12 protein-coding genes are annotated in these 15,948 nt (G+C 62.1%); 9 read left to right on the top strand and 3 right to left on the bottom strand.

Annotated features, from left to right (window positions below; all coding sequences use genetic code 11):
• Nucleotides 1-56: 56 nt before the first annotated feature.
• The 3 genes from cgtA to IB232_RS15890 all read left to right on the top strand — a co-directional run bounded on the left by cgtA (nucleotide 57) and on the right by IB232_RS15890 (nucleotide 2,939).
• On the top strand, nucleotides 57-1,280 hold the full coding sequence (cgtA, locus tag IB232_RS15900) for an Obg family GTPase CgtA (RefSeq protein ID WP_192399582.1): 1,224 nt from the start codon (nucleotides 57-59) through the stop codon (nucleotides 1,278-1,280).
• A 66-nt stretch (nucleotides 1,281-1,346) separates the two neighbouring features.
• Complete coding sequence (proB, locus tag IB232_RS15895; protein ID WP_192399581.1) at nucleotides 1,347-2,465, top strand: glutamate 5-kinase; 1,119 nt, start codon at nucleotides 1,347-1,349, stop codon at nucleotides 2,463-2,465.
• Nucleotides 2,466-2,477: 12 nt separating this feature from the next.
• Nucleotides 2,478-2,939, top strand: a complete 462-nt coding sequence (locus IB232_RS15890; protein ID WP_192399580.1) for a CreA family protein — start codon at nucleotides 2,478-2,480, stop codon at nucleotides 2,937-2,939.
• A gap of 98 nt (nucleotides 2,940-3,037) precedes the next feature.
• Here the strand turns inward: IB232_RS15890 and rpsT are convergent, their stop codons facing one another.
• Nucleotides 3,038-3,310 carry a 30S ribosomal protein S20 gene (gene rpsT / locus IB232_RS15885; RefSeq protein ID WP_068829169.1) on the bottom strand — a complete coding sequence of 91 codons (273 nt, stop codon included), beginning with the start codon at nucleotides 3,308-3,310 and terminating at the stop codon, nucleotides 3,038-3,040.
• A gap of 183 nt (nucleotides 3,311-3,493) precedes the next feature.
• Here rpsT and murJ point away from each other — a divergent pair, with 183 nt between their 5' ends.
• The 6 genes from murJ (at nucleotide 3,494) to ispH (ending at nucleotide 10,844) form a co-directional block, all read left to right on the top strand.
• Nucleotides 3,494-5,038, top strand: coding sequence for a murein biosynthesis integral membrane protein MurJ (gene murJ, locus IB232_RS15880; RefSeq protein WP_192399579.1), 1,545 nt, complete (start codon nucleotides 3,494-3,496; stop codon nucleotides 5,036-5,038).
• An 82-nt stretch (nucleotides 5,039-5,120) separates the two neighbouring features.
• The gene (gene ribF / locus IB232_RS15875) at nucleotides 5,121-6,059 is read left to right on the top strand and encodes a bifunctional riboflavin kinase/FAD synthetase (RefSeq protein ID WP_192399578.1); all 939 of its coding nucleotides are present in this window, start codon (nucleotides 5,121-5,123) and stop codon (nucleotides 6,057-6,059) included.
• Nucleotides 6,060-6,073: 14 nt separating this feature from the next.
• Complete coding sequence (ileS, locus tag IB232_RS15870) at nucleotides 6,074-8,905, top strand: isoleucine--tRNA ligase (protein ID WP_192399577.1); 2,832 nt, start codon at nucleotides 6,074-6,076, stop codon at nucleotides 8,903-8,905.
• Entirely contained in the window at nucleotides 8,898-9,407 is a 510-nt protein-coding gene (gene lspA, locus IB232_RS15865) for a signal peptidase II (protein ID WP_192399576.1), read from the top strand. Before ileS ends, lspA begins: the two co-directional genes overlap by 8 nt.
• Entirely contained in the window at nucleotides 9,400-9,837 is a 438-nt protein-coding gene (fkpB, locus tag IB232_RS15860) for an FKBP-type peptidyl-prolyl cis-trans isomerase (RefSeq protein WP_192399575.1), read from the top strand. Before lspA ends, fkpB begins: the two co-directional genes overlap by 8 nt.
• A gap of 62 nt (nucleotides 9,838-9,899) precedes the next feature.
• The gene (gene ispH, locus IB232_RS15855; RefSeq protein ID WP_192399574.1) at nucleotides 9,900-10,844 is read left to right on the top strand and encodes a 4-hydroxy-3-methylbut-2-enyl diphosphate reductase; all 945 of its coding nucleotides are present in this window, start codon (nucleotides 9,900-9,902) and stop codon (nucleotides 10,842-10,844) included.
• A gap of 50 nt (nucleotides 10,845-10,894) precedes the next feature.
• On the opposite strand, the gene IB232_RS23565 is transcribed toward ispH, so the two are convergent.
• Together IB232_RS23565 and IB232_RS15845 are read right to left on the bottom strand one after the other, a co-directional pair.
• Nucleotides 10,895-11,272: a type IV pilin protein gene (locus IB232_RS23565; protein WP_192399573.1), complete on the bottom strand. Its 378-nt coding sequence runs from the start codon at nucleotides 11,270-11,272 to the stop codon at nucleotides 10,895-10,897.
• 11 nt (nucleotides 11,273-11,283) lie between these two features.
• Nucleotides 11,284-15,918 (bottom strand): pilus assembly protein, encoded by a 4,635-nt coding sequence (locus tag IB232_RS15845; protein ID WP_192399572.1) that lies wholly within the window; start codon nucleotides 15,916-15,918, stop codon nucleotides 11,284-11,286.
• Nucleotides 15,919-15,948 lie beyond the last annotated feature (30 nt).

The following is a 15,948-nucleotide window of genomic DNA, read 5'->3' as shown; positions in this document are numbered from 1 at the left end:
GTGTATCCTGTATTCCTGAGTTCACTGGCCCGCCGCTGCGGTGGGAGGCAACCCTAATGAAATTCGTCGACGAAGTTTCGATATTTGTAAAAGCCGGCGACGGCGGCAACGGCATGATGAGCTTCCGTCGCGAGAAGTTCATCGAGAAGGGTGGTCCCAACGGCGGCGACGGCGGTGACGGCGGCTCCGTGTTCATGGAGGCCGACGAGAATCTCAATACCCTGGTCGACTACCGCTATACCCGCCGCTTCAATGCGCGTAATGGCGAGAAGGGTGGCAGTACCGAGTGCACGGGCGCCAAGGGTGAGGATCTGATCCTGCCGGTGCCGGTTGGTACCACGATCATCGATGCGACGACCCAGGAGGTCATTGGCGATCTGACCAAGCCTGGTCAGCGCCTGATGGTGGCTCAGGGTGGCTGGCATGGCCTGGGTAACACCCGTTTCAAGTCCAGCACCAACCGGGCGCCGCGCCAGACCACGCCGGGCAAGCCGGGTGAGCAGCGTGACCTCAAGCTGGAGCTGAAGGTGCTGGCCGATGTCGGTCTGCTGGGTCTGCCGAATGCCGGCAAGAGTACCTTCATTCGCTCGGTCTCCGCGGCCAAGCCGAAGGTTGCCGATTACCCCTTCACCACCCTGGTGCCGAATCTGGGCGTGGTCAGTGTCGGTCGCTACAAGAGCTTCGTGATCGCCGACATTCCGGGTCTGATCGAGGGGGCGTCCGAGGGTGCTGGCCTGGGTATTCGCTTCCTCAAGCACCTGGCGCGCACTCGTCTGCTGCTGCATCTGGTGGACATGGCGCCGCTGGATCAGAGCGACCCGGCCGATGCTGCCGAGGTCATCATCAGCGAGCTGGAGAAATTCAGTCCGGCGCTGGCCGAGCGCGAGCGCTGGCTGGTGCTGAACAAGTGCGATCAGCTGCTCGACGACGAGCGAGAAGAGCGCATGCGTGCGGTGGTCGAGCGCCTCGACTGGAAGGGTCCGGTATTCGTCATCTCCGCGCTGGAGAGTGAGGGTACCGAGGCGCTGAGTCAGGCGATCATGCGCTACATGGATGAGCGTGCCATTCGCATTGCCGAAGAGCCGGCGTTTGCCGCAGAGCTGGCGGAGCTGGATCGCCGCATCGAGGATGAGGCGCGTGCTCGCCTGCAGGCGCTGGACGACAAGCGTGCGCTGCGTAAGGCTGGTCTGAAGAGCGTCGATGATGTCGGTGACGACGATGACTGGGATGACTTCGAGGATGACGAAGACGGTCCCGAGATCATTTACGTTCGGGACTGACAATAGGTATCGTGCAGCGCCGCTTTATAGCGGCGTTGTGCTGACTGGCTTGGGGTAGAGGGCATCATGCGGGACAAGGTGACCGGCGCGCAGCGCTGGGTGGTGAAGATCGGTAGTGCGCTGCTGACCGCCGATGGGCGTGGTCTGGATCGTTCCGCCATGGCGGTATGGGTCGAGCAGATGGTCGCCCTGCGCGAGGCGGGCGTGGAGCTGGTGCTGGTGTCGTCCGGCGCGGTGGCGGCGGGCATGAGTCGGCTGGGTTGGTCGGCGCGACCGAGCGCGATGCATGAGCTGCAGGCGGCGGCGGCCATTGGCCAGATGGTGCTGGTGCAGGCCTGGGAGTCCAGCTTTGCCGAGCATGGCAAGCACACCGCTCAGGTGCTGCTGACTCACGACGATCTGTCTGATCGCAAGCGCTACCTGAATGCGCGTAGCACCCTGCGCACGCTGGTCGATCTTGGTGTCGTGCCGGTGATCAACGAGAACGACACGGTGGTCACCGACGAGATCCGTTTCGGTGACAACGACACCTTGGCGGCGCTGGTGGCCAACCTGGTGGAGGCCGATCTGCTGGTGATCCTCACCGACCGCGACGGCATGTTCGATGCCGACCCGCGGCACAATCCCGATGCGCAGCTGATTTTCGAAGCGCGCGCCGATGATCCGTCGCTGGATGCGGTGGCGGGCGGTACCGGCGGTGCGCTGGGGCGTGGTGGCATGCAGACCAAGCTGCGTGCGGCGCGCCTGGCGGCGCGTTCCGGTGCGCATACGGTGATCGTCGGTGGGCGTATCGAGCGCGTGCTGGATCGCCTCAAGGCGGGCGAGCGCCTGGGTACCCTGCTGGCGCCTGAGCGCGGCATGCTGGCTGCGCGCAAGCAGTGGTTGGCCGGGCATCTACAGACCCGTGGCACGCTGGTGCTGGATGCGGGGGCGGTAAAAGCCTTGGCTGTCGATCACAAGAGTCTGCTGCCGGTTGGCGTGCGCGAAGTGCAGGGCAGTTTCCGGCGTGGCGAGATGGTGGTCTGTGTTGGTCCGGACGGGCGCGAGATCGCGCGCGGACTGGCCAACTACAGCGCCCTGGAGGCGCAGAAGATCGTCGGTCAGCCTTCCGATGCCATCGAGAAGCTGCTGGGCTATGTCGACGAGCCGGAACTGGTGCATCGGGATAATCTGATTCTGGTCTGAGGAGATCGCGCTATGCGCATTGCGAAGGGATTGCTGGCTGCGTGCCTGGTGCTGCCGCTGGTGGCGCGGGCGGAAGAGATCGGTGAGGTCTCCACGGTGTTCAAGTGGGTCGGTCCGAACGACAAGATCGTGGTCGAGGCCTTCGATGATCCGAAGGTGGAGGGTGTGACCTGCTACCTGTCGCGGGCCAAGACCGGTGGGGTCAAGGGTGGCCTGGGTCTGGCCGAGGATCGTGCCGAGGCGTCGATCGCCTGTCGCCAGGTCGGGCCGATTCGCTTTACCGACAAGCTGAAGGATGGCGAGGAGGTGTTCAAAGAGCGCACCTCGCTGGTATTCAAGACCATGCAGGTGGTGCGCTTCTTCGATGAAGGGCGCAATACCCTGGTTTACCTGGTGTACAGCGATCGGGTGATCGAGGGCAGTCCGCAGAATGCGGTGACGGCCATTCCGATCCTGCCCTGGGCGGCGCAGTAAGCAAAAAAGCCGGAGCTTGCTCCGGCTTTTTCATGCCTGGTCGAATCGCGGGCAATAAAAAACCGGCCCTGAGGCCGGTCTTTTCAAGAACAGATCAATCAGGCGGCGGTAGCCAGGGCCTTGATGTGACCGTTCAGGCGGCTCTTGTGGCGAGCGGCCTTGTTCTTGTGGATGATGCCCTTGTCGGCCATGCGGTCGATGACCGGAACAGCCAGGGTGTAGGCGGTCTGAGCCTTTTCGAGGTCTTTGGCGTCGATAGCCTTGACCACGTTCTTGATGTAGGTACGGACCATGGAGCGCAGGCTGGCGTTATGGCTACGACGCTTCTCAGCCTGTTTGGCGCGTTTTTTGGCAGAAGGTGTATTGGCCACCGTCAAGCTCCTCGAAAACTAGGGGGATAGCAACAAATAAGGCCGCGAATCATGCCGATGCGTCGCGCGCCTGTCAAGTGCGGAAGTGCCTTGATTGGCTGGTCTGACCAGCGGTGGCTGGTTACACTCCTCGCCTTCATGTGCCGGCTGCCCGTGCCCGGCCTTTCGGATCGTCGAGACTTCATGAATCTGCTCAAGTCCCTGGCCGCCGTCAGCTCCCTGACCATGGTTTCCCGCGTGCTGGGTTTCGTTCGCGACACTCTCATCGCGCGCATCTTCGGTGCCGGCGTGGCATCGGACGCATTCGTCGTGGCCTTCAAGTTGCCGAACCTGCTGCGCCGTATCTTCGCCGAAGGCGCGTTCTCCCAGGCCTTCGTGCCGATCCTGGCGGAGTACAAGACCCAGCAGGGCGAGGAGGCGACCCGTACGTTCCTGGCCTATATCGCCGGCCTGCTAAGCCTGGTGCTGGCGCTGGTGACCTTGCTCGGCATTCTTGCCGCACCCTGGATCGTCTGGGTCAGTGCACCAGGCTTCGCCGATGAGCCGGAGCGTTTCGCCCTGACCGTCGACCTGCTGCGGGTGACCTTCCCCTATATCTTGCTGATCTCGCTGTCGTCGCTGGTCGGTGCGGTACTCAACACCTGGAACCGCTTCTCGGTGCCGGCCTTCGTGCCGACCCTGCTGAATGTCAGCATGATCGTCTTCACCGTCTGGCTCGCGCCGTATTTCGATCCGCCGATCATGGCCTTGGGCTGGGCGGTGCTGGTCGGTGGCCTGGCGCAGTTTCTCTGGCAGCTGCCGGCACTGAAGAAGACCGGCATGCTGGTGCTGCCGCGCTTGAGCCTGCGCGATACCGGCGTATGGCGGGTGCTGAAGCAGATGGGGCCGGCGATCTTCGGGGTGTCGGTGGGGCAGGTCTCGCTGATCATCAACACCATCTTCGCGTCGTTCCTGGTCGCCGGCTCGGTTTCCTGGATGTATTACGCGGATCGCCTGATGGAGCTGCCCTCCGGCGTGCTCGGTGTGGCGCTGGGCACCATCCTGCTGCCGGCACTGGCCAAGACCTACGCCAGCGCCGATCGCGAGGAGTACTCCAAGCTGCTCGACTGGGGGCTGCGCCTGTGCCTGCTGCTGGCGCTGCCATGCACCCTGGCGCTGGCCATCATCGCCGAGCCGCTGGTGGTCTCGCTGTTCCAGTATGGCAAGTTCACCGCTTTCGACTCGCAGATGGCCGAGCGGGCGCTGGTCGCCTATTCGGTCGGCCTGCTACCGCTGATCCTGGTGAAGATCCTTGCGCCGGGCTTTTACGCCCAGCAGAACATCAAGACGCCGGTGCGCATAGCCATCGTCAGCCTGCTGGCGACCCAGGTGATGAACGCCCTGTTCGTCTTCGTTTTCGAGCTGCAGCATGCCGGTCTGGCCCTGTCCATCAGTCTTGCCGCCTGCCTCAATGCCGGGTTGCTCTACTGGCAGTTGCGCAGCAAGCGCATGTATCAGCCGCAGCCGGGGTGGCCGAAGTTCCTGGTCAAGCTGGTGCTGGCGGTGCTGGCGATGACGGCCGTGCTGTTGCTGGTGATGCACCATATGCCGGCCTGGGGGGAGGGTGGCATGCTGCCGCGGCTGCTGCGTCTGGGCGTGCTGGTGGCGGCAGGTGCGGTGACCTATTTCGGCCTATTGCTGTTGCTCGGCTTTCGTCCGCGCGACTTCGCCCGCCGCGCCATTCACTGACGCGCCAGGCGGCTGACACACTGCCTGTCGCCGCCAGTCGCCTGTGCGTATAATCGACCACTTTGTAAGCAAGAAGTGCGCTATGCAGCTGGTCCGAGGCCTCCACAATCTGCTACCCCTGACCCAGGGATGCGTTGCCACCATCGGCAATTTCGATGGCGTGCACCGTGGTCACCAGGCCATCCTGGCGCGCCTGCGTGAGCGCGCCATCGAGCTGGGCGTGCCGAGCTGCGTGGTGATCTTCGAGCCGCAGCCGCGGGAATTCTTCGCCCCGGACACTGCGCCGGCCCGTCTCACTCGGCTGCGCGAGAAGCTCGAGCTGCTGGCCGCCCAGGGTGTCGACCGGGTGCTGTGCCTGGCTTTCAACCGCCGCCTGCGCGAGCTGTCGGCTGACGAGTTCGTGCGTCAGGTGTTGGTGGATGGGCTGCATGTGAAGCATCTGGAGGTCGGTGACGACTTCCGCTTCGGTTCCGGCCGCACTGGCGATTTCGCCTTCCTGGTCCAGGCCGGCGAGCGGCATGGCTTCAGCGTCGAGGCGGCGCTGACCGTGGAGCTGGATGGCGAGCGCGTCAGCAGTACCCGTGTGCGTGAGGCCCTGCAGGCCGGTGAGCTGGAGCTGGCCGAACGCCTGCTGGGGCGTCCCTATGCCCTGGCCGGCCGCGTGCTGCATGGTCAGAAGCTGGCCCGCCAGCTCGGCACGCCCACCGCCAATGTGCAGCTGAAACGGCGCAAGCCGCCGCTGCGCGGGGTGTTTCTGGTGACCGCGCTGCACGAGGGGCACCGTTTCCACGGCGTGGCCAACATCGGTCAGCGGCCGACCGTGGCCGGCGATGGCAGCCCGCATCTGGAAGTGCATTTGCTGGAATACGCTGGCGATCTCTACGGCCAGCGTCTGACGGTGGAGTTCCACCACAAGCTGCGTGATGAGCAGCGTTTTGCCTCCCTGGAGGCGCTGAAGACGGCGATAGACGCGGATGTCTCCGCCGCCCGGGCCTACTGGCTTGGCCAACCGCTTGATTGATCAAAGAGCCTGAGATGACCGACTACAAAGCCACGCTGAACCTTCCGGATACTGCCTTCCCGATGAAAGCCGGCCTGCCGCAGCGCGAGCCGGAGACACTGGCACGCTGGGACAGCATTGGCCTGTACCAGAAGCTGCGGAAGCTTGGCGAGACCCGGCCGAAGTTCGTCCTGCACGACGGCCCGCCCTATGCCAACGGCAGCATCCACATCGGTCACGCGGTCAACAAGATCCTCAAGGACATGATCACCCGTTCCAAGACCCTGGCCGGCTTCGACGCCCCCTACGTGCCGGGCTGGGACTGCCACGGCCTGCCGATCGAGCACAAGGTCGAGACCACCTTCGGCAAGAACCAGCCGTCCGACCTGACCCGCGAGCGCTGCCGGGCCTATGCCGGCGAGCAGATCGAAGGGCAGAAGGCCGACTTCATCCGCCTCGGTGTACTGGGTGAGTGGAACAATCCGTACAAGACCATGGACTTCGCCAACGAGGCCGGCGAGATCCGCGCATTGGCCGAGATGGTTAAGCAGGGCTTCGTGTTCAAGGGCCTGAAGCCGGTCAACTGGTGCTTCGACTGTGGCTCGGCCCTGGCCGAAGCCGAGGTCGAGTACCAGGACAAAAAGTCCGATGCCATTGACGTGGCCTTCGCCGTAGAGGACGCCGCCAAGCTGGCCGCCGCCTTCGGCCTCAGTGAGCTGGCCAAGCCGGCCAGCATCGTCATCTGGACCACCACGCCCTGGACCATTCCGGCCAACCAGGCGCTCAACGTGCACCCGGAGTTCACCTACGCCCTGGTCGACGTCGGCGACAAGTTGCTGCTGCTGGCCGAGGAGCTGGTCGAGAGCTGCTTGGTTCGCTACGGCCTGCAGGGCGAAGTGGTTGCCACCGCTGTCGGTGCCGCGCTGGAAAACATCCGCTTCCGCCATCCGTTCTATGAGCGTTTCGCCCCGGTCTACCTGGCCGAGTACGTCGAGCTGGGCGCCGGTACCGGTATCGTCCACTCCGCCCCGGCCTATGGCGAGGACGACTTCCGTTCGTGCAAGCAGTACGGCATGCACAACGACGACATCCTCAGCCCGGTGCAGAGCAACGGTGTGTACGTCAGCGACCTGCCGTTCTTCGGCGGCCAGTTCATCTGGAAGGCCAACCCGGCCATCGTCGCCAAGCTCGGCGAAGTCGGTGCACTGCTCAAGCACGAAGCCATTCAGCACAGCTACATGCACTGCTGGCGGCACAAGACTCCGCTGATCTACCGCGCCACCGCGCAGTGGTTCGTCGGCATGGATAAGGCGCCGAGCGAAGGTGCTACGCTGCGCGAGCGTGCCCTGGCGGCCATCGAACAGACCGAGTTCGTCCCGGCCTGGGGCCAGGCGCGCCTGCACAGCATGATCGCCGGGCGCCCGGACTGGTGCATCTCGCGTCAGCGCAACTGGGGCGTGCCTATCCCGTTCTTCCTCGACAAGGCCAGCGGTGAGTTGCACCCGCGCACCGTCGAGCTGATGGAGGAGGTCGCCAAGCGCGTCGAACAACAAGGCATCGAGGCCTGGTTCAAGCTGGACGCCGCCGAGCTGCTCGGTGATGAAGCCGATCAGTACGACAAGATCAGCGACACCCTGGATGTCTGGTTCGATTCCGGCACCACCCACTGGCACGTGATGCGTGGCTCGCACCCCATGGGCCACGAACAGGGACCGCGCGCCGACCTGTACCTGGAAGGTTCCGACCAGCACCGCGGCTGGTTCCATTCCTCCTTGCTGACCGGTAGCGCCATCGACGGTCACGCGCCGTACAAGGCCTTGCTGACCCACGGTTTCGTGGTCGACGAGAACGGTCGCAAGATGTCCAAGTCCCTCGGCAACGTCGTCGCCCCACAGGAGGTCAACGACAGCCTGGGCGCCGACATTATGCGCCTGTGGGTCGCCTCCACCGATTACTCGGGCGAGATGGCCGTGTCCAAGGTCATCCTGCAGCGCAGCGCCGATGCCTACCGGCGTATCCGCAATACCATGCGCTTCTTGCTGGCCAACCTGGGCGATTTCGACCCGGCCAAGCACCTGTTGCCGGCGGAGCAACTGCTCGACCTGGATCGCTGGGCGGTCGACGCCACCGCGCGACTGCAGGCCGAAGTCATCGAGGCCTACGGCGAATATCGCTTCTGGAACGTCTACTCGAAGGTGCACAACTTCTGCGTGCAGGAGCTGGGTGGCTTCTATCTGGACGTGATCAAGGACCGTCAGTACACCACCGCTGCCGACAGCGCTGCGCGCCGCTCCTGCCAGAGCGCGCAGTACCACATCGCCGAGGCTCTGGTGCGCTGGGTCGCACCGATCCTGGCCTTCACCGCCGACGAGATCTGGTCGTTCCTGCCGGGCGAGCGCAACGAGTCGGTCATGCTCAATACCTGGTACACAGGCCTCGACCGCCTGCCGGAAGGCTTCGAGCTGGATCGTGCCTACTGGGATCAGCTCACCGCCGTGCGCGCCGCGGTGAACAAGGAGCTAGAGAACCTGCGCAACAGCAAGGCCATCGGCGGCAACCTGCAGGCCGAGGTCACTCTGTACGGCGACGAGTCCCTGCTGCAGTCCCTGGCCAAGCTCGACGACGAACTGCGCTTCGCCCTGATCACCTCTGCCGCCGCCGTCGCGCCGCTTGCCGATGCGCCAGCCGATGCCGTGGCCACCGAGGTTCCTGGCCTGAAGCTGAAGATCGTCAAGTCGGCCCACGCCAAGTGCGGTCGCTGCTGGCACTTCCGCGCCGACGTGGGCAGCAATGCGGCCCATCCTGAGCTGTGCCAGCGCTGCGTGAGCAACATCGAGGGTGCAGGCGAGGTACGCAAGCATGTCTGATGCCTCGCGTTTCGGTCGTCTGGCCTGGCTATGGCTCGCCGTGCTGGTGTTCGTCCTCGATCAGGGCAGCAAGCAGATCGTGTTGCAGGTGCTGGAATACGGACAGCGGGTCACGGTGATCGATGGCTATTTCGACTGGGTCCACGTCTATAACCGTGGCGCCGCTTTCAGCTTCCTGGCCGGCGAGTCCGGCTGGCAACGCTGGTTCTTCGCCGCCATCGCACTGGGCGTCAGCGCCGTGCTGGTGGTGTGGATGAAGCGCCTCAAGAGTGACGAGACCTGGCTGGCCATTGCCCTGGCCATGGTCCTCGGCGGCGCGCTGGGCAACCTGTACGACCGCATCGTGCTCGGCCACGTGGTCGACTTCATCCTGGTGCACTGGCAGGACCGCCACCATTTCCCGGCCTTCAACCTGGCCGACAGTGGCATCACCGTCGGCGCCGTGATGCTGGCGCTGGATATGTTCAAGAGCAAGAAGTCCGGAGAGCCCGCCCATGACTGAGCAACGCATTGGCCCGGACAAGGAAGTCACCCTGCATTTCGCCCTCAAGCTGGCCAACGGCGATGTGGTCGATAGCACCTTCGACAAGCAGCCGGCCACCTTCAAGGTCGGTGATGGCAACCTGTTGCCGGGCTTCGAGGTCGCGCTCTATGGCTTCAAGGCTGGCGACAAGCGCAGCCTGCAGATCGAGCCGGAGAACGCCTTCGGTCAGCCCAACCCGCAGAATGTGCAGGTCATGCCGCGCAGCCAGTTCGCCGACATGGAGCTGTCCGAGGGCCTGCTGGTGATCTTCAACGATGCCGCCAATGCCGAGCTGCCGGGCGTGGTCAAGGCGTTCGACGACGCGCAGGTGACCGTCGACTTCAATCATCCCCTGGCCGGCAAGACCCTGAGCTTCGACGTGGAAATCGTCGAAGTTCGCCAGGCCTGACCCCTCTCGGGGAGAGGCGTACACTCTCCCCATCGCTTTCAGCGCGCGCCGAGATCCCCAGCATGCAAATCAAACTCGCCAACCCCCGCGGCTTCTGCGCCGGTGTCGATCGCGCCATCGAGATCGTCAATCGCGCCCTGGAAGTGTTCGGAGCACCGATCTACGTGCGTCACGAAGTGGTACATAACAAGTTCGTGGTCGAGGATCTGCGCGCCCGTGGCGCCGCGTTCGTCGAAGAGCTGGACCAGGTGCCGGACAACACAATCGTCATCTTCAGCGCCCACGGTGTCTCCCAGGCCGTGCGCCAGGAAGCCGAGCGCCGCGGCCTCAAGGTCTTCGACGCAACCTGCCCGCTGGTGACCAAGGTCCATATGGAAGTCGCGCGCTACAGCCGCGACGGCCGAGAGTGCATCCTCATCGGCCACGAGGGCCATCCGGAAGTCGAAGGCACCATGGGCCAGTACGACGCCCGCAATGGCGGCGCTATCTATCTGGTAGAAGACGAAGCAGATGTGGCGGCCCTTGTGGTGCACAATCCCGAGAATCTGGCATTCGTCACCCAGACTACTCTGTCGATGGACGATACCAGCAAGGTCATTGACGCTTTGCGTATCAAATTCCCTGCCATTGGTGGGCCGCGTAAGGACGATATCTGCTACGCCACTCAGAACCGCCAGGATGCGGTGAAGCAGCTGGCTGGCGAGTGTGACGTGGTACTGGTGGTCGGCAGCCCCAATAGCTCCAACTCCAACCGCTTGCGCGAGCTAGCCGAACGCATGAATACGCCGGCTTATTTAATTGATGGAGCAGAGGATCTCCGGCAGGAGTGGTTTGAGGGTAAGTCGCGTATTGGGATCACTGCCGGGGCTTCTGCACCAGAAGTGTTGGTGCTCGGCGTAGTTGCACAGCTTCGTGAGTGGGGCGCGGTAGGAGCTGAGGAACTGGAGGGGCGACCGGAGAATGTGACTTTCTCAATGCCGAAGGAGCTGCGTGTAAAAGCGCTCTAGTGGAGCCAGAGTGCGCATCAAAAAGCCGCCCTGGGGCGGCTTTTCTGCTTCTACCAAGAGCATGTCCCAGCCAGTGATCCGCCACGCGCGTTCGCTTCATTCAGTGTCAGGTTTCCGCTGATGCGGCTGGCCCCTGTGGTACTGGCGGTGATGCTGTAGCTGGTGGCGCTCAGGTTATCAATAGCTATCGAAAAGTTGGTGCTGCTGCTGCCAAAATCATCAATGTCGGCATTGCTGTAGCTGCCACTGTTCTGTGCCCGGTAACGTTCCATGAAGTTGGCCGCCCCGGTCAGTATGGATTTTCCGTCCTCGCACTCAGCCCTCTCTATGTAGTCTTGATAAGCCGGCAGAGCTATTGCACTGAGGATGGCGATGATCGTAATGGTGATCATTAGCTCGACCAGAGTAAAGCCTGTCTGTTTCTTCATATTGGCGGTTCTCAATTTTCCGGCTCGTCAGTCCAGTAGGTACGGGGGGTGCTAGGCATCCAGAAACAGAGGCCCTGCGCGGCTTTTTCGCAGCGACATTTCTCCGGGTTTGCAGCGCTATCGCACTCGCTGATGGAGCCGCCACCATCGCCAACCAGCTGAGAAGGGTCGTTGTAGGCCCAGCAGGCATTGCCTTTGCAGTAAAGCTGCGGGTTGGATGGAAGGCTACTACCCTGAGTGACTAGGTCACGAGTCGTATTGATAGCGACTGAAGTCAGGAGGTCGACCCGATAAGCGCGGGTGGTGCCGGGGGCTGCCTTACAAGCGTTCTGGGCGACTTCAGGTTCGTAGGTGTTGTAGAACAGCTCGCCCCCGACGATCAGAGGACGCGATAGGACCTTCTCGCCGCTACGGGTCAGGCGGATATACCAACCGCTTTCCTCCAGCAGGTCGTCTATTTGATCGTCCGTGGCAGTGGACAGCGGAGTGGCGTCGTAGAGGTCTGCCTCGTTCAGGATGCCGCCGACACTATTCAGATTCTCGGTGCGGAAGGAATAGAAGCGGTCCTGGATGACCTTGTTCAACGGGTGGCCACGATAGCCGGAACCAATGCTAACGGTCAGGTTCGCCTGGTTGCGCACGGTGGCCAAGGCAATTTCAGGCTCATGGTAGAAGCGACGTGCATTAGCTGCATCACTGCCGGCCACACTGGCAAAGATCCCGCCAGTGACCAGACCGCTGCCGGACACACCATTGTGAACATGGAAGCGCCAGATTTGGCCACCCATATCGCCGACAAAGATCTGTCCGGCCAGGCCGTCCGGATCGACATACGCCTTGCCGTTGGTATCGGTTTGTAGACCGATCACGGCGACTCCGCTGGGGATGCTGTATTGCATCGAGGAGAAGCCATTCTCCGGGGTTGCCGACCAGATCAGCGTACCGGTACGGGCGTTGACGATATAGAGGGCATTGCCCTGGTCATCGATAGTGCGCACGGTGGCGTTGTCCTGATCCGGGTCATACCCCCCGCCGAAGACCAATACGTCGGTGATGGCAGTGCCTATCTTGATCTTGGTTTTCACTGGCGCTGACCAGGTTTGGCCTAGGCGAGTGAAGCCGCTGGTGGAACCTCCGGAGATTTTCCACAGCAGGGTAGGTGAGGTCGGATTGGTGATATTGAGGGCATAAATGTCACGCCCGCCGCGGCCCATGGTAGCGTAGGCGTAGACAAAGTCACCGTCACTGGTCTCGATCGTGCCGTCCAGATCGACATCGTTGCTCCAGATGGAGACGGTGTTATCCATGCCGTAAGGGTGGCTCTGGGTGCTGTGCTCAGAGCTGGGCTTATCGGACATCAGGCGCTTGATGTTGGGTAACAGCGCTTCGGGCATGAAGGCGAATTGCTCTTCTCCCGTGCGGGTATCGAACATCTGCACGAAGCCTTCGTTGGTGCCGATTATGGCGCTCTGGTTTTCGTCGGTGCAGACGCCGCTAGTAAAGGTTCGGCAGCTGTAGGTGACCAGGCTGGGCGTGGCGTGGATGGGGTCGCCTACGGATTTGCGCTCCACTCCGCTGCTGGTGCCGCGAATGTAGGTAATCAGCTGCTCGCGCTCGGTGGCACTGCTGGCTCCCAGTTTGGCCTGCGTCAGATTGGTATTGTCGATGGAGATTGGGCTCAGTGTATTGCTGCCGGTGGTTACATTGGTTAGCAGATTGCGGCTGTCCGGCGTAGGTAGCTTGGAGGCAGCTCCTCCGGCGGCTACCAAGCTGCCATCCACCACGCTGGTGGGTGTCCACCAGCTGCGGGCTGTGGTTTTGAAGTAGCCCGAGTTGGTGTCGATGGCGGGGCTGCCGTCGCGGTCGACAATGACTGCCAGGCCGCTGCTTGTATCCATGCGGTAGCGCTTGAGATTGCCGACCCAGCGGTCGGTGGCCGACGGGCGGAACAGGGAGAAGTACAGCTCGTCCTTGTTGTCCTGGCGGTTGAAGGTGTTGACCGGTGCGGAGGCGCTGACGAAGGTGGTGTCGGTGGCCAGCACTTCGCCGATGATCTTGTTGAACGCCTTGGTAAGTTCGCCTGCACTCTCTGCAGTGTTGAAGGAACCACCGCCATTGGTTGCAACGTCCTGAAGGAATCGTCTGATATTGGCGCTGGCAGTGGCTCCGCTGGCGTCTAGGGCAAAGCCAACTGTATGGGTGACCACCTTGTTGTCGCCGGCCAGATCGCTTAGTTGGTCGTTGTTGGCCAGATAGGTGGACAGGGTGCGGGCGCATTGCTCGCCATCGTCGGTGGCGTCACCTGTGCAGGCCCCGCCGACAATGCCACCAATACCGTTCTTGGCATCGGTGGTGTTGCCGTTAGCCTGGCCGTCGGTCAGCAGCACCATGTGGGTGGGCTGACAGGAGGTGGTAATCGGTGTGGCTCTGCTCGTGTCGTCACGCAGATAGCTAGCCGCATCGTAGAGGGTTGGTACAATCGGCGTGCCGCTTTCGGCGAACATGTTATTAACGCTCGCAACCATGTCGTCGCGCACTGTCACGGTACCCTGGTCGGCCAGGCCTCCACTCTGAATCTTGAGGCGCAGCTTGATGCTTTGCGAAGGATTCTGCTCGTAGGCCACGGCGTTCAGGCTAGAGTCGCTCGACTGGCCAAGGAAGACGGTCAGGGCATTGTTGGCAGCCCAACCGGAGCGTGCAAATACTGAGTTCAGATTACTGACTAGGTTGGACGGGGCGCAAACAACTGCCTGTCCGGTGGTCCAGCCGCCATTGGTGGCGCTATAGGTACAGGTGCCGATCGCAGTCTTGCTGCGGCTGTTGATGTTGTAGTCGGCGGAAATGAAGCCGGCAGAGTTGTCGGCATTTTCCACGCTGACAGTGGAGCTAAAACTGGGTGAGGCGATTGTGTTGGCTGGGGTCACAAGCAGCTTGGCATCCATGATGGTGGCATTGCGTTTGACCCGTACCTGCTCGAAGCGGGCTGCGAGCCAGTTACGATCCAGGGGCAGCGTGGTGCCAGCGACAATGACGTTGCCATTGCGGTCTTCGTAGGCATCGTTTTTCTCGGCGTTGACGCGCAACTCAATGACCGGGTTGATGCAGCCGCTACTGCCTCCGGTGTAGCTGATATTGAGTACGGGCTGCAGTCCGCCGGCACCATCGATGCTGTAGGCTGAGCGGTTGTGGGTATTACCGGCCTTGGGTGTGATGTAGAAGGCCATGGCGTTGTTGCCGCACCAGCCACTACTACTGACGATGTTCTGTACCAGGCTGGTGACATCCGGCCCAACGATGTGGGCGGGGGTTGGGGTGGTGATCCAGTCTGGGGCGATCCAGTCCACCGGCGAGGTTTTTGCGCGGGTATCGAGGTTCGATCCTGAAGTAAAGATGCTGGCGTTGCTGGCGTTTTCCGCGCGCACCTCAAAAGTTGCGTTGCCGCCGGTACTGGTGGCCGCGGGCACGAAGCTGATGCTGGCCGAAGTGACGGTGGCGCCGGCCGGAATGGCCACATCTTGAAAGCGCAGGGCGGTCATACGAGTTTCATTCGCGCTGGAGGTGGTGTTGTAGGTCACCACCAGCTGCGGCATGCAGGTGCCGGATGTGCATATGCTGTAGTCCCGGGTGCCTCCCACATAAAGGCGGGCAAGCAGGCCTGTCACGGGGTCCGCAGTAGGACTTGTGCCGAGCAGGGTGGTTACTTGCGAGGTCACGTTGATTTGGACGGGGTAGCCAGTGGACCAGCCGCCAGAAGTCGTGATTGAGGATGGGTCGGGACTGAGGTAGGTGCGGCTGCCAATCAGGTTGCTGTCGTTGAGAGTGGCGGGCGATTTGCTGTTCTGGATACGCACGGAGACGGAGGGGTTGCGATTGCTGCTCCGATCATTGCTTGCCGTCATGGAAATGTAAGCGTTGGTGATGGAGGCATTGGCCGGAATGCTCAAACCCTGAAAATGGAACAGAAGTTCGGAGGTTCTCAGGTTGTCAGAGTTGCGAGTAGCTTCACCATAACAGGCCGAGGAGGCTGTACGGGTCAGGCCCGAGGCGCTCATGCGGCAGGCATAGTCGTTTCCGCTTACGGTCTTACGGAAATAGATGCCATTGGTCGCCAGTGTGCTGATAGCGCTGCCGGCTACCGTAGTGCTGGTAGTTATCTGTCCCATCAGTAGAGATGGTGCGTCGATAACAGCTCCTCCTAGAGGACTTGTGGTCTGTGTGGCGTCATCACCGGAGACCATGATTCCTGAGTTGTTGGCCTGTACTGTATTGCTGGAGGGAACGGTCTGGTCGATATCGGTGACCGGGTACATGAAGCGGCTGCTGCCATACTCGCTGCGCGAGTTGAGCACCATGATCCCTGCATTAATACCGCTGGTGTTGCCCAAGATGTCGGTGAAGGACTCCTTGAGTACTGTAAGGCGTGACTTGTTGCCGCCTGTAGCGTTGTTGTTGTCAGTCAGGCCCCAGTTCATCGAGCCGGAGTTGTCTAGGATGAACAGTACGTTGGGCTTGGCTGTGTCGACACTGGTGTCGGGGCTGCTAAAGAAGATTTCAGTGTCGTCGGCGTGGCTGAGAGCGCTGCTGAAGATCAGGCTTCCAGTGAGGAAGGAAAGGGCAGTCATGCGCAGAAAGCTGTGGTTTTTCATGGCAAATCCTTGGCGGTGGCGGGCCAGAAA

The sequence above is a fragment of the Pseudomonas sp. PDM15 genome, assembly GCF_014851565.1.
GTDB lineage: Bacteria > Pseudomonadota > Gammaproteobacteria > Pseudomonadales > Pseudomonadaceae > Aquipseudomonas.
This window is presented reverse-complemented; position numbering and strand designations above follow the sequence as displayed.